Below are 20,312 nucleotides of genomic sequence, written 5' to 3' on the forward strand. Positions count from 1 at the left end.
GCACCCTGTTTGCAGCGCGCTTCATAGGTGCTGGGACCGGCCTTTTTCTTCATCCCGATGCTGTTCGGTCATTGCCTTGAAAGAGGTCTGTATAAGTGGGGTGGTGGGTAGGGAACAAGGGGAGGGGAGGCGCTTGATGCCACGATTGACCGTGATGGCCGAACCACCCGCTGGCATTTGTCGTGCATGAAGTCTGCGTTGTGGGATGACGCTTCATGGGCTGATGCCCTACAATAGCCTTCTTCTTTGCGGGGCCGCTGCACGATTGGGTGCGCGCGGGCCCTGACGTTACATCCGAAAGGAACTGTTCATGCAGGAACTGAATCCCATTCACAACACGCTCAAGGACTTGGCCGAACGCGCCGACGTCCTGAGGGGGTATCTTTGACTACGCTGCCAGTAAAGAGCAGCTAGAAGAAGTTACCCGTGAGCTGGAAAATCCAGATATCTGGAACGACCCCGCACGCGCTCAGGATCTGGGCCGCGAACGTGCACGCCTTGAAATGATCGTCGGTACCATCGACGCAATCGACGATGGCGTGACCGATAACCGCGAGCTGCTAGAGCTGGCCGTCATGGAAGATGACGAAGATACCGTCGAGGCGGTGAAGGCCGATCTAGAACAGCTGGAAGCGCGTCTGGCCGAACTGGAATTTCGTCGCATGTTCTCGGGCGAAATGGATGCCAACAACGCCTATCTCGATATCCAGTCGGGTTCCGGTGGTACCGAGGCACAGGATTGGGCCAACATCCTGCTGCGCATGTACCTGCGCTGGGCAGAGCACCACGGCTTCAAGACCGAGCTGGTCGAAGTCAGTGCGGGCGAGGTCGCCGGTATCAAGTCGGCGACCATCCATATCCAGGGCGAATATGCCTTCGGCTGGCTGCGTACCGAAACCGGCGTTCACCGCTTGGTGCGCAAGAGCCCGTTCGATTCCGGTGGTCGTCGTCACACCTCGTTCGCGTCCGTCTTCCTTTCTCCGGAAGTCGATGACAGCTTCGAAATCGACATCAACCCTGCCGATCTGCGTGTCGACACTTATCGCTCCAGCGGTGCCGGTGGTCAGCACGTCAACACCACCGACTCGGCCGTGCGTATCACGCACGAACCGACCAACGTGGTCGTGTCCTGCCAGACTGAACGCTCGCAGCATGCCAACCGCGATCGCGCGATGAAGATGCTGAAAGCGAAGCTGTACGAGCGCGAAATGCAGATGCGCAACGCAGAGAAACAGAAGCTGGAAGACTCCAAGTCGGACATCGGCTGGGGCAGCCAGATCCGTTCTTACGTGCTGGATGACCAGCGCATCAAGGACCTGCGTACCAACGTGCAGAGCAGCAACTGCGACAAGGTGCTCGACGGTGATCTGGATGCCTTCATCGAAGCCAGCCTGAAAGCCGGCCTGTAAGGCCTGCAGCGCGCTTTCTATGCCGGTCGACAAAATATGCCGGTTGATAAATATGCCGGTCGACAAAACCGGTGGTCGTCACTGCGACAGCCGCAGTGACGTTTTCGTTCATGACGCAGTCGATCATGGGTCGGCTGCCTCCCGTTTGCTAACAGGATGGTTCCATGGGTCATCAGGATCAGCCTCATCATGACGCTGCCGACGCAGCACAAGAACACCCTCTGATCGCTGAGCGTCGCGCCAAGCTGACCGCACTGCGCGAGCGTGCTGAAACCGAAGGACGCAGTGCGTTCCCCAACGATTTCCGTCGCGACAGCCTGGCCGCTGAGCTGCAGGCCGAGCTGGGTGAGTTCGACAAGGAAACGCTGGAACAGAAGGACCGCAAAGCGGCCGTTGCCGGTCGTATCATGCGTAAGCGCGGCCCGTTCATCGTCATCCAAGACGTCAGCAGTCAGATCCAGCTGTACGTCAACAAGAAAGGGCTGCCGGAAGACGTACTGGCCGACATCAAAGGCTGGGACATCGGTGACATCGTGGCGGCACATGGCCCGGTGCACAAATCTGGCAAGGGTGATCTGTACGTCATGATGGAAGGCGCTCGCCTTCTGACCAAAAGCCTGCGTCCGCTGCCTGACAAGTTCCACGGCCTGACCGATCAGGAAAGCCGCTATCGTCAGCGCTACGTCGATCTGATCGTGAACCCTGAAGTGCGTGACACTTTCCGTGTCCGTGCCGCCGTGATCGCCGCAATTCGCCAGTACCTCGGCGAACGTGCGTTCATGGAAGTCGAAACGCCGATGCTGCAGGCGATTCCGGGTGGTGCTACGGCGCGTCCGTTTATCACGCATCACAACGCGCTCGACATGGACATGTACCTGCGTATCGCGCCGGAACTGTACCTCAAGCGTCTGGTCGTGGGCGGCTTCGAACGCGTGTTCGAAATCAACCGCAACTTCCGCAACGAAGGTCTGTCTACCCGTCACAACCCCGAGTTCACCATGTTGGAGTTCTACTGGGCGTTTGCGGACTACCGTGACCTGATCTCGCTGACGGAAGATATGCTGCGTCACGTCGCTACCACCGTGCTGGGCTCTACTGAGCTGCAGATGGGGCAGGACGACGATGCCATCACGATCGACCTGGCCAAGCCGTTCGATCGCCTGACGATGCGTGAGTCTGTGCTGAAATACGGTGCCGAGCAGAACATCACCGAGCAAGATCTGGCCGACAAGGCAGCGCTGCTGGCGCTGACCAAGCGTCTGGGCATCGAAACGCGCGACAACTGGGGCGAAGGTCGTCTGCTGACGGAAGTGTTCGAAGAAGTGGCAGAACATCGTCTTATCGTGCCGACGTTCATTACCGAGTATCCTGCAGAAGTCAGTCCGCTGGCTCGCCGCAACGACCAAAATCCTGACGTCACCGACCGCTTCGAGTTCTTCGTCGGCGGCCGCGAGATCGCCAACGGCTTCTCCGAGTTGAACGATGCCGAAGATCAGGCTGAGCGTTTCCGCGCGCAGGTGGCCGAGAAGGATGCCGGCGACCTTGAAGCCATGTACTACGATGCAGACTATGTCTGTGCGCTCGAGTACGGTATGCCGCCGACAGCAGGTGAAGGGATCGGTATCGACCGTCTGGTCATGTTGCTGACCAATAGCCCGTCGATCCGTGACGTGCTGCTGTTCCCGGCCATGCGTCCGCTGGTCGACTGACGCGCAGGGTTCGGGCACCTTCGAGTGCCGGTAACGTGCGGTGTTGCTAGTAAGTAGGGTGACACCGTTCTTCCACTTTTTTCTGCATCTGCAGGGAGAGTCATCGTGAACGTAGTAAACCGTTCGGCACTCAGTGTCAGACCCACCCAAGCCTTCGTTGACTGGATCAATCAGCTCGAAGCGACCGAAGGTGAGGACGATCTGCTGCTCGAAGACGTAGAGCGTGAAAGCACGATCTACCTCATCGGTGAGATGGACAGCGAAGAGGCAATCCACGCCTATCTGCGCGCGCGCTATCTCGACATTCTCGAAAACGAGCTGCGGGCGTGGGAAGAAGACGTCAGGCTGTGGCCCGAAACCCTAGACTGGGCGCTGTTCGAAGACTTCCTGCAGATCGAGTTCAGCTATCTGGCGCTCGATCTGGAAGAGGATCAGCCGCTCAGCGTGCAAAGCATCGATAGCGACGACCTGCTGCTCGATTTTGAGCAGGAGTGAGTCGGGCGGGGCTGTCCCCGTTTTCATGCTCGATGGAAGGTGTCCCGCAACCACTGCGTGAGGCACCTTTTGTCAGTTATGCGCCACAGGGCATTGATGAATGACGCAACTCGAGGGCGTGAACATGAGCATTCAGCAACAGATTGAACAGAAACTTCAGGCATTGGCGCCCGCATGGCTGCAGGTAGAGAACGAAAGCCACATGCACCATGTGCCGCCCAATTCTGAAACCCATTTCCGCGTGGTGATGGTCAGCAGCGCCTTTGACGGCCAGAAGCTGATCGATCGCCAGCGCGCCATTCATTCCCTGTTGAAAGATGAACTGGCCAGCAGCGTGCATGCGCTGGGCCTGCGTCTGTTCACGCCGGAAGAATGGCAGACGCGTCAACACGATATTCCGCCGACGCCCAACTGCCGCGGGGGCCATCACAGCTGATGACTCAACGCGCTTCTGCCATGGCCGTGCCTCAGGTGGCGGCTCCGCACCAGCTCCAATATCTGGACGCGATGGGGATCACCACGTGGACGGCGCGCTATCGGATACCGAACGCGGCTGAAACGCCTGCGTGTGAGTGGCCCGAAGTTGCGCCTGCGCCAGTGGCGGAGCCGCCGGTTCAGCGTCTGCACTCGCTGTTGGACGATACGTCTGCGCCGCGTGCAGTTGCGCCGACACCTGCTCCCGTTTCCGCACCAGCGTCGCCTTCCGCTTCCGCACCTGGGCGCATGCGTGCTCTGCTGGATGCGGCCAACGTTGAGCAGGCACCGCAGGCGAAGGCTGATGTTTCTGCGCCGCTCGCTCGCTCGGAAACGCCGTCCTCTGCGCCGCCGCATGAGCATGCACCGGCCGAATCAGCCCCCGTTCAGCAGGCACTGCGCTTTACGCTTCAGGTGGCAGCACTGGATGATCGCTGGCTGGTGGTACTGGTGCAGCCTCAGCCGCCAACAGTGCCGCAGCAACGCTTGCTGAGTGCACTGTGGTCTTCCGTCGGAATCCGAGCTGAACATGTCTCACCGTTCATCGATTTCCAGTGGCCGATGATTGAAGGGCTGATGGTGGAATCGCCGGTGATTGAAGCCCAGCAAGGTATCAAGGCCTTCCTTGACGGACGTGCACGATCCGGACTCACGCCGCAGCAGTTGGTGGTGTTTGGTGCAGATGACGATGACGGTATGAAGGCATTGATGCAGGTGCTGGCGCTGGATGCGGCATCGCAGAGCTCGCTGCTGGGACTACCGGTCTGGCAGGCGCCGTCCCTGACGACGCTGATGTCTTCAGCGCAGGCCAAAGCGGCACTGTGGCCGCAGCTGCATGCGCTTGGACGGCAGTGGCAAGGGGCAGGCGATATGCCTGTTGCGGACGAGACCTCTATCGAAGGTGCCCAATGACCTGCCAGCGGCTTATCGATGAAGATCGGGACGCGCTGGCGGCACTGCTGGCCGACGAGCCACTGGTCGCGAATTATGCTAACCACGCCACTGAAGTGCTGCTGAGCAACGATCATCAGGTGTGGGGGGGTATGGACAACGGTGCCTTGGTCGCGGCGGTCATCGTGGCCGTAGGACCGTTCGATGCCGAGATCGACAGTTTGATCGTAGCGCGCGCCTATCGGCGCCGAGGATTAGGGCAAGTGCTGATTGAGCAGGCCGTGGCGCAGGCAAGGGCATCGGGTAAGGAACGTATGCTGTTGGAAGTGCGAGAGGGAAATATAGCCGCCATTGCGCTGTATCAGCGCATGGGCTTCAGCGTGGATGGCTTGAGGGCCAATTACTATCCGGCGCTGAACGGGCAGGGCGCGCGCGAAGCGGCGTGTCTGATGTCGTTGGCGCTGGGGTAAAACGGCTGGCGGAGTGTCTCCCCGCCAGCGGTATGCTTACTGGCCGGAATGCGGCTGCTGAGCGGCAGGGGCCTGCGGCGCAGCATCGGTGCTGTCATCCAGACTGCCCAGCTGTTCGATGATACGGTTCAGGCGACCTTCCCACTGCTGGCGTTCATCCTTGAGACGCTGATTGTCCTGGCGCAGCTCTTCCACTTCAAGCTGCAGCATTTCAATGGTGTCGACGGCCTGGCTGACTTTCTTCTCGAGTTGATCGAACAGTTCAGAGCTCATGTTTCTTCTCCTGATACCCAACACCTGTGCCAGCCTGAACGCTCGCACAGGACATCCTTTAAATGAGCGGTAGGCAGGACTCGCATCTAGGGCGAACCTTGCCGTTCCAATGTGGTGTCAGCGTACGCGTGGTCGGCCGTTGCGGCAAGCCTCAACGCACGGTGTCATGCATTGTCGGGCAGATTGCGTTGAAAGAGTAGCCCATGGCTTTCTCCTGCATGCGTTTCCCGGTGCAGTTGCCAGTGCCGTGGCGGAGTGAATGCAAGCTCTGACTCCACTTCCAGATAGATAAAGGCGCCGTCTGACAGCCAGCCGCCTTCTTCCAGCAGCTGACAGCAGGGCGCTGCCAGTGCCTTGCGAAACGGTGGGTCGAGGAATACGAGATCGAAAGGCACCGCAGGAGCCGGTTGCTGCAGCCAATGCAACGCGTCCTGGATGTGCACGGTGGCCTGTGCGCTGGCGTCGAGCGTTGCAATGTTACTGCGCAGACACTCCGCAACGCGCGGCTGCTGTTCGACCAAGTGGACATGGCGTGCCCCACGCGACAGCGCTTCCAGACCCAGCGCGCCCGTACCGCTGAACAGATCAAGCACTTCTGCGCCTGCCACATGCAGGCCCAGCCAGTTAAACAGCGTTTCGCGCACCCTATCGGGGGTGGGACGCAGGCCGGGGCTATCAATAACCGGCAGTAGGCGGCGTCGATAGGTGCCGCCGATCAGGCGAATGCGTCCACTGTGCGTGGGCGCAGCGCCCTTGCGGCGAGGGGTCCGTACAGGGCGTCGGGGAGCCATGATGACGAAATTACTCCTATGCGGGTATGGGGCACGGGATGAGCGTTGCTCCCTTTCGAGCAGCCACGCTATAGTGCCGTTTCTATCCTGTCCATGACGCTTCGGTAACGATTCTGACATATGCTGATAAAGAGGGGAGAACCCGCAAGGGCTCACATTGTCAGCGGCCGGAATGCCGAAGCATCTTCATCCTAACCAAGGGTTCAAGGTCTGCCCATGTTCGGTTTTTTCAAGCGTAACAGGAAAAAGCATCGCGATGCAGCGAATGCAGAAAAGGAACAATCGCAGGTTCAGACGCCTGAAGCAGTAGAAGAGGCGGCTGAATCGCATCATGACACCCCCGAGGTGTCGGAAACGGATAGTGCACCGGTCGCATCCGAGCACGGTGCCGAAGAAGAGAAGGCTCACCACGCCGAGATCGTAGCGGAGCGCGAGGAAGAGACAGCGCATGCGTCAGACGCCATGCGTGATGCAGAAGACAGCGCCCAAATAGCGCGTGCCGACGAGGCCCTGATGCCGGTGGATATCGCGGCTGCTGCGGATGAATCGCTGGCGACGGCTGAAATCGCGCGTGAAATGAGCGCCGCCGAGCGCATCGAGCGTACCCCGGAGGACGAAGCGCCCGTCACACCAGCGCATGACGGAGCCGCCTCTGAAACATCGCGTTCCTATGACGATGCCATTGTGGACAATGACGCTACTGTAGCTCCCGCCGAGGAGCACGCAGCGCCAGCTGTTAACGAAGCACCGACCCAACATGCCGAAGCCCCAGTAGAAGCTGAAACAGAAGCTGAAACAGAAGCTGAAACAGAAGCTGAAACAGAAGCTGAAACAGAAGCTGAAACAGAAGCTGAAACAGAAGCTGAAACAGAAGCTGAAACAGAAGCTGAAACAGAAGCTGAAACAGAAGCTGAAACAGAAGCTGAAACAGAAGCTGAAACAGAAGCTGCGCCGGTGGTGGTCGTCTCATCCTCCATCGAAACGCAGGAGAAGCCGCGTCGAGAAGGCTTCTTCAGCCGCATTCGCAAGGGACTGGGCAAAACGCGTTCCCAGCTGACCGAAGGGCTGGCAACACTGTTTTTGGGCCGTAAGCATATCGATGATGATCTGCTGGAAGAGCTGGAAACCCAGCTACTGATGGCGGACGTGGGCATTGAAGCCACGACGGAAATCATGGATCGCCTGACCGAGCGAGTGTCCCGCAAGGAGCTGGCTGATGCTAGCGCGCTGTATACCGCACTTCAGCAAGAACTGAGCGATATGCTGGCGGGCGTTGAAAAACCGCTCGAACTGCCGCCGAAGGGTGAAGGGCCTTTCGTCATCCTGGTCGTCGGCGTCAACGGTGCGGGTAAGACCACCACGATTGGCAAGCTGACTCGTCGTTTCCAGAACGAAGGGCGTTCGGTAATGCTGGCCGCCGGGGATACCTTCCGCGCTGCCGCTGTCGAACAGCTGAAGGTCTGGGGCGAGCGTAATAACGTGCCTGTCGTGGCTCAGCATACGGGAGCCGACAGTGCGTCGGTCATCTACGATGCGCTGTCCGCGGCGCGCGCGCGTAAGGTAGATGTCCTGATTGCCGACACCGCGGGTCGCCTGCACAACAAGGCGCACCTGATGGAAGAGCTGCGCAAGGTACGTCGCGTGATGGGTAAACTGGATGAGCATGCCCCCCACGAAGTCCTGCTGGTACTGGATGCCGGTACGGGACAGAACGCCATTGCTCAGGCCCGCACCTTCAGCGAAGCCGCTCCGGTGACGGGGCTGGTGCTGACGAAACTGGACGGTACGGCCAAAGGGGGGGTGACCTTCGCACTGGCTCAACAGCTGGGTATTCCTCTACGCTTCATCGGGGTTGGGGAATCTCTCGACGATCTGCGTCCCTTTGAGGCGCAGCCGTTCATCGAAGCCCTCTTCGACCGTACCGAAGACGAGTAGAGCGACTGAAACGATGGCCATCATCACGTTCGAGCATGTAGGCAAGCGATACGGTGGGCGCTATGAAGCGCTTGCCGATCTCAATTTCACCATTGATGCGGGTGAAATGGTGTTCCTGACCGGTCATTCCGGGGCAGGGAAAAGCTCCGTGCTGAAGCTGCTGACGTGTCTCGAACGGCCATCGCGCGGGCGGATCATCGTCGGGGGGCGTGACCTTGCCTCCATGCGCGCCGCGCGCATTCCTTTCTACCGTCGCCAGATCGGCGTGGTGTTTCAGGATCATCAGCTGCTGTTCGACCGCAACGTTTTCGACAATGTGGCCATGCCACTGATGATTCAGGGCATGCATCCGCGTGATGCCGCACGTCGCGTGCGTGCGGCGCTCGACAAAGTAGGGTTGCTGCACCGTGAACGCGCGCTGCCCATCGAGCTGTCGGGCGGGGAGCAACAGCGCGTAGGGATTGCCCGTGCAGTGGTCAACAAGCCTGCGCTGCTGCTGGCCGATGAGCCGACCGGTAACCTCGATCCTCAGCTGTCTGCCGACATCATGCGGCTATTCGAAGACTTCAACCGTATCGGCACTACCGTGCTGCTGGCGAGTCACGATCTGGCGCTGATTGCTCGCTTGCGGCATCGCATTATGAAGCTGCGCGATGGCCGTTTGATTTCAGACCGGGAGGCGTCATGAACCAGCGCACACGACCGCCGCGTCGTCCCACCAGAGCTGCGGCAGTGCAGCCAGCATCGCGCGGTGCCCGCACGCAGAGGGTCTCATGGGAAAACCGCTACCATGCGTGGCGGCGGCACCATCGTCAGGTCAGTTCCGAAAGCTTCCAACGTATTCGCAAGCACCCGATTGCCTCCGCGCTGACCATGCTGGCCATTGCCGTATCGTTCGTATTGCCCGCCATGCTGTGGTTGGCGATGAGCAGCGTCAATGCGCTGGACGGACGTCTAGATGATGGTTCGCAGATGACGCTGTACATGAAGCCGGGTACGGACAATAGCGTGGTCGAACGTGCTGCAGAACAAGTGCGGCAGACTGCTGGGGTTGCCAAAGTCTCGGTTATCACGGCCGATGAAGGGTTGAAGGAGTTTCAGCAAACGCTGGGGCTGTCGCTCTCATCGGGGCAGCTGCGCGACAACCCGTTGCCCGCGGCTCTGATCGTTAGTCCACAGCCGCGCGATACCGCTGACGTTCAAGCGCTGGCAGATAAGCTCAAGGTGTTGCCCGGTGTCGATGAAGTCCGCATGGATCTTGCTTGGTTGCAGCGGCTCAAGGCCATCAAAGGACTGGGGAATCGCCTAGTGCTGGCACTCGGTGTGCTGTTCGGGTTTGGGGTGATCCTGATTGTCGGCAACACCGTGCGGCTGTCGGTCGAAAGCCGTCGCCATGAAATTGAAGTCATCACGTTGCTGGGGGCAACCCAAGGGTTCGTACGGCGACCGTTTCTGTATACCGGTGCTTGGTATGGAGCGGGAGGCGGCGTGTTGGCACTACTGTTACTGACCCTCGGGCGCGGCTGGTTGTCCGCTCCCATCAGGGCGCTGGCCGAGAGTTATGGCAGCCAATATACCCTGCCGGGACCGGGGTTTAGCGGTTCACTCCTGCTGTTTACCTGTAGTATACTACTGGGTCTGCTGGGCGCTTGGGTGGCCGTCAGCCATCATTGGGCACGCATACGTCCGCGCTGAGACAGAAGGCTCTTCAGGGTGAACTTTTGTCGCAGTCGAGAGTCCAACTACACAGAAAGGTTTTAGACCTTCGGCAATCACGTCGAAGCGTCAAAGATGGAGACATCTGCATAATGAGCAACAGTCTTCAAGCCATTGGTCAGCTCTCTCCGGGGCACGACCTCAACGGCTACATTCAAACCGTTAATACCATTCCTGTGCTGAGCGCGCAGGAAGAACACGATCTAGCGGTGCAGTTGCATCGCGACGGCGATCTTGATGCTGCGCGCCGTCTTGTCATGTCACATCTTCGTTTTGTCGTTCATATTGCGCGCAGCTATTCCGGTTATGGCCTCCAGCAAGCTGACCTGATTCAGGAAGGCAACGTGGGGCTGATGAAAGCGGTCAAACGCTTCGATCCGAGCCAAGGGGTCCGTTTGGTCTCTTTCGCCGTTCACTGGATCAAGGCAGAGATTCATGAGTTCGTACTGCGCAACTGGCGCATAGTCAAAGTGGCGACCACCAAAGCGCAGCGCAAGCTGTTCTTCAATCTGCGCGGCGCGAAAAAACGCCTGTCGTGGATGAACACGGCGGAAGTTGATGCCATCGCGAAGGATCTCGACGTCAAACCGCACGTCGTGCGCGAAATGGAAAACCGTCTGGCGTCTCGCGATGCAGGCTTCGATGCCAGTGCAACGGATGATGAAGAGGGCTATCAAGCACCGGCCAACTACCTCGAAGATTCTCGCTTCGACCCAGCGCTGCAGCTGGAAGAAGCCGATCACGAGGAAAACGCTTCGCGTCGTCTGAGCCAAGCTCTGGCGCAGCTTGATGAGCGTGCGCGTGACATCCTGCAGCAGCGCTGGCTGGCCGAGCACAAAGCTACTCTGCACGATCTGGCGGACCAATACGGCGTATCTGCCGAACGTATCCGTCAGCTCGAAAAAGCGGCGATGAAAAAGATCCGCGATTTTCTGGGTGATGACGTGTCGGCTTTCGTTGCCTGATACGTACCCGCGCTTCTCAAGCATACGATCTGCCATCCGTTCAGGGTGGCAGATTTTTTTTGTCTCGACATTGTGGGCTTGCCAAGGAGGCGGGCCATAAGGGCGTGGTGTGATCGCGATACCATCACCTCACCTTGAAGTGCTTGCTCAAGAGTCAGCGAATAGAGCGGCAAGATAAGCTGCTCTGGGACAGCTAAAAGAAGGGTATGCCGCGCATACCTCATGGAACACCCAGAATGAACGAAGGCCGGATTCTACCTTTCGGTGTAATCCTGCCTTCTGTCATCAAGGGAGCGGGCAGTCCGCTCTACCTAGAAGATGCGGTCGCTGGCCAAGTACTGTTGCAGCACTTCGTTGATGGCCACATAGACTTTAGCCGGATCCTGCGTGGCCAGTGCTCGATCAAGGTGTTGCATGTACTGAAGCAGCTGTTGCTTGTTCTTAGAAGCGAACTCAGACGTGACGGCCTGATCCTCATACAGCAGCACATAGGTACGGCAGAAGCCGGAGATAAGAAAAGCGGCCGCGGCCTGAAACGGCTCGTCCTGCATGATGGCATCGCAGTGCGCCTTGGCGGTCTTGAACGACTCAGCGCCCGGCAGTGATCTCTCGAAATGCTCTACCATTTCCGAAAATTTCATGTGTAGGCCTACCTATTCATACGTTGGATATCTGACGGTTACCGAGCGGTGCGATATGTGTTCATAAGCGCTCGATGAGGTAACGGCACAAACAAAAAGACAGTCCTAACCGTACGCCACGATGTGCCGAGCGGTCGTACGATCACGGCTGCATTCGAGTAAGATTTCTGGCAATGGTCCGCGTACCTGAGCGGCTGGCAGCGCCTTTGATGATCTTGCCACTGTTCCATAATGAAGCCAAACGGCGTGAACACAGCGTAGTTCACTCATGGCGACCCCGACTCGCTCTTGTGGGCAGGTCATGTCTGCGACAGCGTCTGCAACATGTCGTACAGCACTGCCGTGGCGTCGATGAAATCGTCCATTCGCATCGCTTCATGTGGGTTGTGCGAACCGTGCTGATTGCGCACGAACAGCATGATGCTAGGAATGCCCGCATTGGCGAACACCGCTGCATCGTGCCCGGCACCGCTGGGCGTCAGCAGGCCGTCCAGCCCGTGGCGCTGCATAATGTGCTGTGCCTCAGCGACCCACGGTGCATGCATGGCGGCTGGCGGGGTATCAATGCGCTTGTCGAAGTCGAAGCGTACCTGCCGTTCGGTTTCGATCCGATGGCGCTCCTGTTGAACGACCTCATAGAAAGCCTCAAGCGTTGCGCTGTGCAGGCTGCGCATTTCTAGGCTGAAACTGACATCTCCAGGAATGCGTGAAACCGAGTGGTGGGCCGCATCGGTGCCCAGCATACCGACGGTAACAACCAGATCGCGGCCGGTAGCCACCCACTCACGCCAACGCCGATCGACGGCACTGATCAGTTCGCTGACGGCGAATACTGCATCATGGCGCTCCTCGCGTGGCACGGCACCGGAGTGACCGTCTTCACCGATACAGTGCACGAGGTTGTGGCGTACGTTGCCGCGGATGCCGGGAACCACCCCTAGTGCTTGATGGTGGTGTTCAAGGGAATCCGCCTGCTCAATGTGCACTTCGAGATAGCCTGCGAACTGCTGCGGGTCAATCAACCACTCCTGACGGCGGATGGCCTCGACATCCGCGCCTACCGCAGACAGGCTGTCAGCCAGCGTGATGCCGCTGCCGCGCTTGGTCAGTGCAAGGTCGCCTTCGGTGAGACCGCCGCTCAGCGCACGTGATCCGATGTAGGCCTTGCCGAACCACGGACTTTCTTCACCGCGCAGCCCGATCACCCGGACGTCGTACGGCAGCTCGATATGATCATCGTGCAGCTGCTTCAAGCACAGTAGCCCAGCAATGATGCCCGCCAGACCGTCGTAATTGCCGCCTTGGGGGACGGAATCAAAATGAGAACCGCACCATAGCGCTGGACGGCCTTGATCGTCTGGACGCTGGAGCACGACATTGCCTGCGCGGTCGGTGTGGCTGGTCAAACCGGCATCATGAGCGAACTGACATAGATGATGGATGGCCCGGTTTTCGCTGTCGGCATAGCATTCGCGCGTAATGCCCGCATCAGGATCGCGCGTCAGTGTAGCGATATCGTCGAAAAGGCGCGTGGCAAGCGCTGTCCAGGCCGCTTTCATGGTGTCGCTCCAAATAGCGCGCCCGGCGCATCGTTCAGACCACCTGTCAGCGTGCGGACGGCAGCGATGCCTTCCTGTTCGCAGAAGGCTTCTAACCCCTGAATGACGTGCTGCATGGCGAGAGGATGAATGAATGTAGCGGTGCCCACCTGTACGGCGCTGGCACCGGCAAGCAGGTATTCGATGGCGTCTTCGGCAGTGGCAATGCCGCCACAGCCGATGATGGGAATGTCGAGTGCCTGTGCACACCGATAGGTCAGTCGCACCATCAGCGGTTTGATGGCCGCGCCTGAAATACCGCCCATGACGTTGCCTAGTCGTGGTCGTCGGGCATGTACGTCGATGGAAAGGCCCAGCAGTGTGTTGCCCATTACAATGGCATCGGCGCCAGCCGACTCTGCGGCTTTGGCGACGTCGACCACTTCACCACTGTTAGGTGTCAGCTTGACCCAGAGCGGTAGCGATGTTGCCGCGCGCATGGCACGGACGACCTGCGCTGTGCTGGCGGCATGCATGGCAAAGGACTGACCGTGCGCTTCTATATTTGGGCAGGAAATATTGGCTTCGATGCCAGCAACTCCGGGCGTGGCGGCCAGTCGAGCGGCCAGTGCCGCAAACTGTGTGGCAGACGGTGCCGAGATGCTGGCGATCAGCGGGCTATCGAAGCGCTGATAAAACGGCACCGTGTGCTCGATGAAATCATCGACCCCTTTGCTAGGAATGCCGATGGCATTCATCATGCCGCCGGGCAACTCGCAGACGCGGGGCAAGGGATTGCCGGAGCGTTTGTCGGCGGTGATGGTCTTGGTCACCAGCGCGCCCAGTCGATCAAAGTCGAGCAGTGAGGCCAGTTCTTCGGCAAACGTACCTGAGGCGGGCATGACGGGGTTCTTCAGCGTCAACCCTCCCACCGTAACGCTGAGGTCGATCATGTCACTACCTCCGAAAGGTCAAATACGGGGCCTTCCACGCAGACTCGGCGGCTGATGTGTTTACCATCGTGCTCAAACACTTTGGTGCAGCACTGGCACATCCCAAGGCCGCACACCATCTGTTCTTCCATTGCGACCTGACCCGCAATGCCATACTCGGCGGCCAGCCGCTTGAGCAGTGCCGTCAGTCGTTTCGAACCGCAGGTGAACAGCGCATCGGGAGCATGCTGGACGATGATGTCGCACAGCATCTGTTCGATGACGTCGAGCTGACTGGTGCCATCATCATCCAGCGCCGTGAGTACGCGAGCGCCCAGTCTTTCGAAGCGCTGCTGTGAGGGCGCCAGCAAGGCGTGCTGGCTGCGAGCGCTGAGGATAACCGTCATGGCAATACGATGCGCATGGGCTGCCTCTGCTAGGGGCGCTAGCGTGGCCAGACCGACACCGCGTGCCACGATGACGATATGCTGCCAGTCGGGCTGAAGCCGAAAGCCCTTGCCCAGTGGGCCGAGGATGTCGAGAGAATCGCCTGTCTGTAGCCGTGACAGCGCCATAGTTCCTTTCCCCGTTACCTTGTACAGAAACTCGACCTCACCCCTGTGTGGATCGGCACCATACGTGCTCATCGGACGGCGGAAGAAGGGCGCCATACTGCCTTCGGCTGGGCAGAGCAGGTTGAAGAACTGGCCAGGCTGGGCCTGACAGGCGGCATGGCTTGCCTTAACCACCATGTGCTTGTAATCACCGTTCACCCATTCATTGCGGAGAATGAGCGCCGTGCCGTTATCGGGGGCGGCAGTCGCGATGCGCACGTCATCGTGCGGGGATCGTAGTGTGAGCATCTCTCGGCCTCGGTTGTTGTGGATGGCGTTTTTCAAGGGTGTTGCCCAAAAAGCCGTACTGCCTTCCGTTTAAATATTTAGACATTAAGCAGCGATGCATTGCGATACAGGCAGCGAATAAGAGCCTTGTCAGCTGTTAGTGCGCCTTAACACATCATGAAATCTACTGTTGTCTAATAACTTAGACTGCTGTGTGATTAAAAACCACGGCCCATAAGCCGTGGCTGGGTTAGCGCAGTATCGTTGCCCTGTGAATGCGCTACTTCTGCGTGTGCAGTTCTTCGCCGCCGTTCAGTTTGGGCAGCAGGAACAGGGTCGCCAGAATATCCAGTATATAGATGGCCATCAGCATGGTGATCGCAATCGAGAACGAGTATTGCGATACCACGGCGCCCACTACCAGCGGCCCGAGGCCGCCAATACCGCGGCCGATATTGAACAGAACGTTCTGGGCGGTAGCGCGTGCTTGTATCGGGTAGAGGTCCGAGATCAGCGCACCGTAGCCGCCGATCATGCCATTGACGAAGATCCCCATGATGGCCCCGGTGATCAGTACCGCCACGATATTCTGCTGGGCGGCGTACACCACGACCATGATCGCGGCACCCACCTGATACAGCAGGAAGATCTTCCAGCGCCCGAAACGGTCTGACAGTTGGCCGAACAGCCAGATTCCAAACGTCATGCCGATGACCGTTGCCGCTGTCCATACCCCAGATTGCTTGAATGATAGCCCGAACTGCTTAGACAGATAGTCCGGCATCCACATCATCAATCCGTAATAGCCAAAGTTCTGTACCGAGGTCAGGATGAGCACCCCTACACTGGCGCAGGCGGTACGGCGATCCTTGAACAGTTCAGCGAAGCGGCTGCCGAAGGAAACGGTTTCCGGCTTGGCTTTGATGAAATTCTCCGGTTCGCTTGAGGAGTGGCGAATGGCAAACGAGGCCAGCGCGGGCAGCAGCCCGACCAAGAACATGCCGCGCCAGCCGATATACGGCAGCAGTACCGGCGTCAGTAGCGTGGCGGCCAGTACCCCAGCCTGCCAGCCCATGCCGACATACGACGATGCACGGGTGCGTTGATGAGCAGGCCACACTTCAGCGATCAGTGCCATGCCAATCCCGAACTCACCGCCCAGCCCCACGCCCGCTAGGGTGCGGTAGGCCAGCAGATCCCAATAGCCCTGTGACAGGGCGCACAGGCCGGTGAAGACCGAGAACACCAAGATGCTAGCCGTTAGCATCCGAATGCGGCCAAAGCGGTCGCTGAGCTGTCCGAAAATGATGCCACCGGCCACGGTACCCAGCAGCGTCCACGTGACGATGGAACCTGCCTGCGCATCGCTCAGCCCGAGCCCATGCTTGATGGCGGTGAGAATAAAGCCAAGGATCAGCAGATCGAAGCCATCCATGGCGTAGCCCGTGACACTGGCAATCAGCGCCCTCCGTGGCGTCATCGTACCGCTTGCTGCTGTGTTCTGTTCGTTAGCCATTCGGAATCCTCTGCTGAGCAGTGCCAGTCTGTTTGAATTTTTAGACGCTTTCTGCCTTTCATAGACTATTCTATCTGAGAATAGCGGGATGACAGGGCTGTGATATGAATTGACGTGCTCGGAAATATAATTTTTTAGACGAGGCCCTTCCCGCCGTCAAGGCCTTTTATCGTTCCCTTTCGCTCGGAAATAATACCGCACACGAGACTGCACTCTAATAGGGCGGCCGTATAATATTCCGACTCAGCACAAAAGCGAGTGACAGTATTACGCGCACTATTATTATTTTCCTGTATTTAAGTGCAGCTTTATACGCTATATCTATATCAACGAATGCAAGCACAGATAGTAGCGATATCCGGCGTGCGATGACGGCCTGAATGCGGCGATGACTAGAAGGCCATGAACTCGATAGTGTATGTCCATTAGGCGCTTGAATAGGGAGATCCTTTCTTTCAGGGGCAGCACTTGTTCATAGGTTAGCAGACCTGATCAAACATTCTGTTCGATGTCGGTGCACATCAATGAGGCCGCCGTGATCCACTTTGGTGCCTGACGAATGAATATCGAATATTGTCATTTAGTCGTTGAGCAGGCATGTTATAAAGCATTTCTCAAAAGATAAAAACAGGATCGTGATCACGGTTCTTGCGGGATGTCTTCCCGGGAACAATACTTAAGGAATGCTTTTGTCGCATATCGCTAAGGCAATGACGGACAATATGGCCCGCAGGATAAGTGCGTGCCCAATGAGTGGTACAGTAGCCGCCAGTGTCATGGAGAGGCGCGCTTTTCTCTCTGCATTCAGGAGACCACGTATGTGACCAAACGCGTGATGGCGAGGCTGTTCGAGTACCAATGTCACCTTGATGCATTCGAAGGCAGTGAACCGCCCAGCATGGTAGCTTTGCAAGAAGCGCTAGAACAATAACCCCCTGTAGACTTGAAGAGGCCCGCTTGTGAGCCAGATTGATTACTCCGCCATAGGGGAACGACTCAGAGCTTATAGAATCGGACGGCAGCTCAGTGCGAACCAAGTCGCGAAGCAGCTGGGCATCTCGCGCGCCGCAGTGTATCGCCTTGAGCGCGGCATCGTCGTCAAGCTGGATACCTTAGATCGGCTAGCTCATCTGCTTAAGGTACCCATTAACAGCTTGCTGGGGTCTGAAACGGAGTACTTCGATAACTCTCTGGGTTATTTCGAGCGCATGCATCAGCTGGAAGCGAAGTCCACCAAGGTGGTGTCTTACTTCGATCCATTTTCCTACCTGCTGACGTCCGATCAGTACTTCGACTACTTCCTGAGGATGTTGCAAGAGGCGCGCCCCCAGCATTTCCCTGTCGAAGCGCAGGTGATTCAGAAAAAGACCCTGGATATCCTGTATCGCCGCAAGGAAACCTTCACGAAGATCAATTTCGAGATCAACTCCATCGTCAGCATTCGCCAGATCGAACGGTTTCTGCATATCGGGCTGGTAGGGCGACTGGACCTACCAGCCAGCACGCGAATGGAACGGGCACTGCAGGCACGCCGAGAAGTGGAGCACCTCATCTGCCAGATCGAGCAGAACCCTCATCTCAATATCTATCTGGTCGATGAGCTGTTGCCCAATCTGACCTTCCAGATTTTCTATCAGCCTACGGCCAGCTACGTTGCTGTCAGCCCTTACCGGCTCGGGGAACTACCGAACATCCACTGCGGCATTGCCAGCGTCACCTCATCTACCGAGGCGGTCGACATGCACAAGCATATGGCCAACGAGCTGATTGCGCGCTCGGTATCGGGTGAGGAAGCACGGCAGCAAATACTGCGTTTGCTGGCTAAGCTGTAAGTGGGAGATTGGACAGGGATGCAAAGTGAACGGTGGTTCGAGTGATGCCATAAGCCCTACGTCACGGTAGTTAGGCAGGGCTTATGGCACGACGAGCTGAGAAGGAATCGTTTGGCAAAAGTGGCGCGTCAGAAGTGCAAGACGGACACTGTGTAGCGAAAAACTGTATAGCGAAAAAGAGGGGACGGATCGTGGTGGTGGATGAGATCACCGTGCAACAGCGCCCCGTAACTCAATCGATGAGTAGCGGGGCGTTCCTGTTGCCTGACATCCATTGTTGAGGGCAGGAACGTCTCAGTGCGGGAATAGCCCATGGGCAATTACGGGCCACTGGTCGTCCCAATGCGCGATTGGCGACTGCTTGAAGCCCGTACGCGCGTACTGAACGATACGTCCTTCGATCAGGCTGGTCAGCAGGCTGACGCAGGCATTGACCGTCATGGGCAGTCGCAGCCCTTGCTCAATTTCAGCCTGGCGCAGAAGCTGGCGCAGCTGGGTTTCGAGGCGAGTGAAGGACTGGTTCATACGCGGACGCAAGCGCGCCAGGTCGCCCGAGAGCAGTTCCCCCGTCATCAGACGGCACATGCCCGGATTGCGCTCGGCAAAGCGCAGCACCAATGTCAGTGCCAGACGAATGCGTTCACCGACAGGCTCTTCCTCTGCCTGAGTGGCAGAAAGAATCGCCTGTAAGCGCTCGAAAATCGTCGTCTCGATAAAGATGATCAAGGCCTCGAACATCTTGGCCTTACTTGGGAAGTGGCGATAGAGAGCGGCTTCAGACACGCCTACCAGGCGCGCCAGTGCCGCTGTCGTAATCTTCTGCGTGCCGGGATCCTCCAACATGGCGGCAAGCGCCTGGAGAATCTGGTCACGTCTGGACTTATCCTGCGTCATCATCGTTTTGCGATTCTTCTCGTTGGTGATGCGAGGACCGTCCCTTTCCTGCCGGGCAGAGAAGGTGATATCAGTGCTGGGCAGCACCGATCATGGTTCCCGCCCCCGCATCAGTAAATATTTCCAGCAAGGTAGCGTGCGGCACACGCCCATCTACAATAACGGCACTAGTGACCCCTTGCTTGACTGCTTCCAGCGCACAGCTGGTCTTCGGCAGCATGCCACCATGAATCGTACCGTCTGCAATCAAGGCCTGAATCTGGGCCGTGCTGGCGTCACGCATCACATTACCTTCGGCGTCCATCAGGCCGGCAATGTTGGTGAGCAGCATTAGGCGCTCCGCTTTCAAGGCGCTGGCAATACGGCCAGCCACGATATCGGCATTGATATTGTAGGCGTTGCCTTTTTCATCCACGCCGATCGGGGCGATGACGGGAATGAAATTGGCTTTCGACAGCATGTTGATGAGGTCTGTCGAAATATCGACGATTTCGCCGACGTGCCCCAGATCCACCTGCTCGCTTTCCCCGGTCGCTGTATCCGACGGCCGTTCGATCACGAGCTTGTGCGCAATGATCTGTGCGTTGTCCTTGCCGGTCATCCCAATGGCTTGTCCACCTGCTCTGTTGATGCGGTCGACAATGCTTTTATTGATTTGTCCGCCCAGTACCATTTCGACGACATCCATGGCTTCTTTGGTCGTGACGCGCATGCCATTGATGAATTCGGAACGGATCTGGAGCTTTTCAAGCATCTGGCCGATTTGTGGGCCACCGCCATGCACAACAACAGGATTGAGACCTACCGTTTTCAGCAGCACCATGTCGCGGGCGAACGAATCGATAAGGCGTTCGTCCGTCATGGCATTGCCGCCATACTTAACCACTATGGTCTTGCCAGCATACTTCTGAATATAAGGCAGGGCTTCTGAAAGAATCTCGACCACGAGTCCTGGCTCGTGCATTGTTGTCTGCATGGTAAGTAACCCC

At 58.0% G+C, this 20,312-nt stretch carries 20 protein-coding genes; 11 read left to right on the top strand and 9 right to left on the bottom strand.

The window, feature by feature from the left end:
- The first annotated feature begins 310 nt into the window (after positions 1–310).
- The 6 genes from prfB (at position 311) to ACMHYW_RS02355 (ending at position 5,448) form a co-directional block, all read left to right on the top strand.
- Positions 311–1,409 (top strand): peptide chain release factor 2 gene (gene prfB / locus ACMHYW_RS02330; RefSeq protein ID WP_120185318.1). Its coding sequence is split into 2 segments (ribosomal slippage): positions 311–385 and positions 387–1,409, totalling 1,098 coding nucleotides; the frame shifts between segments, so codons are not numbered across the junction.
- 164 nt (positions 1,410–1,573) lie between these two features.
- Positions 1,574–3,118, top strand: a complete 1,545-nt coding sequence (gene lysS, locus ACMHYW_RS02335) for a lysine--tRNA ligase (RefSeq protein ID WP_414500719.1) — start codon at positions 1,574–1,576, stop codon at positions 3,116–3,118.
- Between the two features lie 105 nt (positions 3,119–3,223).
- Positions 3,224–3,613 carry a hypothetical protein gene (locus tag ACMHYW_RS02340; protein WP_414500720.1) on the top strand — a complete coding sequence of 130 codons (390 nt, stop codon included), beginning with the start codon at positions 3,224–3,226 and terminating at the stop codon, positions 3,611–3,613.
- A gap of 124 nt (positions 3,614–3,737) precedes the next feature.
- The gene (locus ACMHYW_RS02345) at positions 3,738–4,049 is read left to right on the top strand and encodes a BolA family protein (RefSeq protein WP_027704649.1); all 312 of its coding nucleotides are present in this window, start codon (positions 3,738–3,740) and stop codon (positions 4,047–4,049) included.
- A complete protein-coding gene (locus ACMHYW_RS02350; RefSeq protein WP_414500721.1) occupies positions 4,049–4,999 on the top strand; it encodes a hypothetical protein in 951 nt (316 codons plus the stop codon). The genes ACMHYW_RS02345 and ACMHYW_RS02350 overlap by 1 nt, the downstream gene beginning before the upstream one ends.
- Positions 4,996–5,448 carry a GNAT family N-acetyltransferase gene (locus ACMHYW_RS02355; RefSeq protein ID WP_414500722.1) on the top strand — a complete coding sequence of 151 codons (453 nt, stop codon included), beginning with the start codon at positions 4,996–4,998 and terminating at the stop codon, positions 5,446–5,448. Before ACMHYW_RS02350 ends, ACMHYW_RS02355 begins: the two co-directional genes overlap by 4 nt.
- Positions 5,449–5,484: 36 nt before the next feature.
- Here the strand turns inward: ACMHYW_RS02355 and ACMHYW_RS02360 are convergent, their stop codons facing one another.
- Complete coding sequence (locus tag ACMHYW_RS02360; protein ID WP_414500723.1) at positions 5,485–5,721, bottom strand: cell division protein ZapB; 237 nt, start codon at positions 5,719–5,721, stop codon at positions 5,485–5,487.
- Between the two features lie 164 nt (positions 5,722–5,885).
- On the bottom strand, positions 5,886–6,512 hold the full coding sequence (gene rsmD, locus ACMHYW_RS02365) for a 16S rRNA (guanine(966)-N(2))-methyltransferase RsmD (protein WP_414500724.1): 627 nt from the start codon (positions 6,510–6,512) through the stop codon (positions 5,886–5,888).
- A 576-nt stretch (positions 6,513–7,088) separates the two neighbouring features.
- On the opposite strand from rsmD, the gene ftsY reads away from it, so the two are divergent.
- The 4 genes from ftsY to rpoH all read left to right on the top strand — a co-directional run bounded on the left by ftsY (position 7,089) and on the right by rpoH (position 11,128).
- Positions 7,089–8,447: a signal recognition particle-docking protein FtsY gene (gene ftsY, locus ACMHYW_RS02370; RefSeq protein WP_414501458.1), complete on the top strand. Its 1,359-nt coding sequence runs from the start codon at positions 7,089–7,091 to the stop codon at positions 8,445–8,447.
- A gap of 19 nt (positions 8,448–8,466) precedes the next feature.
- Positions 8,467–9,135 (top strand): cell division ATP-binding protein FtsE, encoded by a 669-nt coding sequence (gene ftsE / locus ACMHYW_RS02375; RefSeq protein ID WP_027704836.1) that lies wholly within the window; start codon positions 8,467–8,469, stop codon positions 9,133–9,135.
- Positions 9,132–10,142: a permease-like cell division protein FtsX gene (ftsX, locus tag ACMHYW_RS02380; RefSeq protein ID WP_414500725.1), complete on the top strand. Its 1,011-nt coding sequence runs from the start codon at positions 9,132–9,134 to the stop codon at positions 10,140–10,142. Before ftsE ends, ftsX begins: the two co-directional genes overlap by 4 nt.
- Before the next feature lie 113 nt (positions 10,143–10,255).
- On the top strand, positions 10,256–11,128 hold the full coding sequence (gene rpoH, locus ACMHYW_RS02385) for an RNA polymerase sigma factor RpoH (protein ID WP_414500726.1): 873 nt from the start codon (positions 10,256–10,258) through the stop codon (positions 11,126–11,128).
- 311 nt (positions 11,129–11,439) lie between these two features.
- Here the strand turns inward: rpoH and ACMHYW_RS02390 are convergent, their stop codons facing one another.
- The 5 genes from ACMHYW_RS02390 to ACMHYW_RS02410 form a co-directional block, all read right to left on the bottom strand.
- Positions 11,440–11,769 (bottom strand): hypothetical protein, encoded by a 330-nt coding sequence (locus ACMHYW_RS02390; protein ID WP_414500727.1) that lies wholly within the window; start codon positions 11,767–11,769, stop codon positions 11,440–11,442.
- Between the two features lie 299 nt (positions 11,770–12,068).
- A complete protein-coding gene (locus tag ACMHYW_RS02395; protein WP_414500728.1) occupies positions 12,069–13,328 on the bottom strand; it encodes a Zn-dependent hydrolase in 1,260 nt (419 codons plus the stop codon).
- Positions 13,325–14,260, bottom strand: a complete 936-nt coding sequence (locus tag ACMHYW_RS02400) for a dihydroorotate dehydrogenase (RefSeq protein ID WP_414500729.1) — start codon at positions 14,258–14,260, stop codon at positions 13,325–13,327. The genes ACMHYW_RS02395 and ACMHYW_RS02400 overlap by 4 nt, the downstream gene beginning before the upstream one ends.
- Positions 14,257–15,102, bottom strand: coding sequence for a dihydroorotate dehydrogenase electron transfer subunit (locus tag ACMHYW_RS02405; protein ID WP_414500730.1), 846 nt, complete (start codon positions 15,100–15,102; stop codon positions 14,257–14,259). Before ACMHYW_RS02405 ends, ACMHYW_RS02400 begins: the two co-directional genes overlap by 4 nt.
- Positions 15,103–15,361: 259 nt before the next feature.
- Positions 15,362–16,597 carry an MFS transporter gene (locus tag ACMHYW_RS02410; RefSeq protein WP_414500731.1) on the bottom strand — a complete coding sequence of 412 codons (1,236 nt, stop codon included), beginning with the start codon at positions 16,595–16,597 and terminating at the stop codon, positions 15,362–15,364.
- A 959-nt stretch (positions 16,598–17,556) separates the two neighbouring features.
- Between ACMHYW_RS02410 and ACMHYW_RS02415 the strand changes: the two genes are divergently transcribed.
- The gene (locus tag ACMHYW_RS02415; protein WP_414500732.1) at positions 17,557–18,429 is read left to right on the top strand and encodes a helix-turn-helix domain-containing protein; all 873 of its coding nucleotides are present in this window, start codon (positions 17,557–17,559) and stop codon (positions 18,427–18,429) included.
- A gap of 294 nt (positions 18,430–18,723) precedes the next feature.
- On the opposite strand, the gene slmA is transcribed toward ACMHYW_RS02415, so the two are convergent.
- Positions 18,724–19,410: a nucleoid occlusion factor SlmA gene (slmA, locus tag ACMHYW_RS02420; RefSeq protein WP_324603174.1), complete on the bottom strand. Its 687-nt coding sequence runs from the start codon at positions 19,408–19,410 to the stop codon at positions 18,724–18,726.
- The gene (gene argB, locus ACMHYW_RS02425) at positions 19,394–20,299 is read right to left on the bottom strand and encodes an acetylglutamate kinase (protein WP_027704846.1); all 906 of its coding nucleotides are present in this window, start codon (positions 20,297–20,299) and stop codon (positions 19,394–19,396) included. Before argB ends, slmA begins: the two co-directional genes overlap by 17 nt.
- Between the last annotated feature and the right edge of the window lie 13 nt (positions 20,300–20,312).

The organism is Zymobacter sp. IVIA_12111.31 C1 (genome assembly GCF_047495495.1).
Taxonomy (GTDB): domain Bacteria; phylum Pseudomonadota; class Gammaproteobacteria; order Pseudomonadales; family Halomonadaceae; genus Zymobacter.

Coding starts and splice junctions, on each gene's coding strand:
- lysS (WP_414500719.1), top strand. CDS start 1,574: ATGGGTCATCAGGATCAGCCTCATCATGACGCTGCCGACGCAGCACAA.
- ACMHYW_RS02345 (WP_027704649.1), top strand. CDS start 3,738: ATGAGCATTCAGCAACAGATTGAACAGAAACTTCAGGCATTGGCGCCC.
- ACMHYW_RS02350 (WP_414500721.1), top strand. CDS start 4,049: ATGACTCAACGCGCTTCTGCCATGGCCGTGCCTCAGGTGGCGGCTCCG.
- ACMHYW_RS02355 (WP_414500722.1), top strand. CDS start 4,996: ATGACCTGCCAGCGGCTTATCGATGAAGATCGGGACGCGCTGGCGGCA.
- ACMHYW_RS02360 (WP_414500723.1), bottom strand. CDS start 5,721: ATGAGCTCTGAACTGTTCGATCAACTCGAGAAGAAAGTCAGCCAGGCC.
- rsmD (WP_414500724.1), bottom strand. CDS start 6,512: ATGGCTCCCCGACGCCCTGTACGGACCCCTCGCCGCAAGGGCGCTGCG.
- ftsY (WP_414501458.1), top strand. CDS start 7,089: ATGAGCGCCGCCGAGCGCATCGAGCGTACCCCGGAGGACGAAGCGCCC.
- ftsX (WP_414500725.1), top strand. CDS start 9,132: ATGAACCAGCGCACACGACCGCCGCGTCGTCCCACCAGAGCTGCGGCA.
- rpoH (WP_414500726.1), top strand. CDS start 10,256: ATGAGCAACAGTCTTCAAGCCATTGGTCAGCTCTCTCCGGGGCACGAC.
- ACMHYW_RS02390 (WP_414500727.1), bottom strand. CDS start 11,769: ATGAAATTTTCGGAAATGGTAGAGCATTTCGAGAGATCACTGCCGGGC.
- ACMHYW_RS02395 (WP_414500728.1), bottom strand. CDS start 13,328: ATGAAAGCGGCCTGGACAGCGCTTGCCACGCGCCTTTTCGACGATATC.
- ACMHYW_RS02400 (WP_414500729.1), bottom strand. CDS start 14,260: ATGATCGACCTCAGCGTTACGGTGGGAGGGTTGACGCTGAAGAACCCC.
- ACMHYW_RS02405 (WP_414500730.1), bottom strand. CDS start 15,102: ATGCTCACACTACGATCCCCGCACGATGACGTGCGCATCGCGACTGCC.
- ACMHYW_RS02410 (WP_414500731.1), bottom strand. CDS start 16,597: ATGGCTAACGAACAGAACACAGCAGCAAGCGGTACGATGACGCCACGG.
- argB (WP_027704846.1), bottom strand. CDS start 20,299: ATGCAGACAACAATGCACGAGCCAGGACTCGTGGTCGAGATTCTTTCA.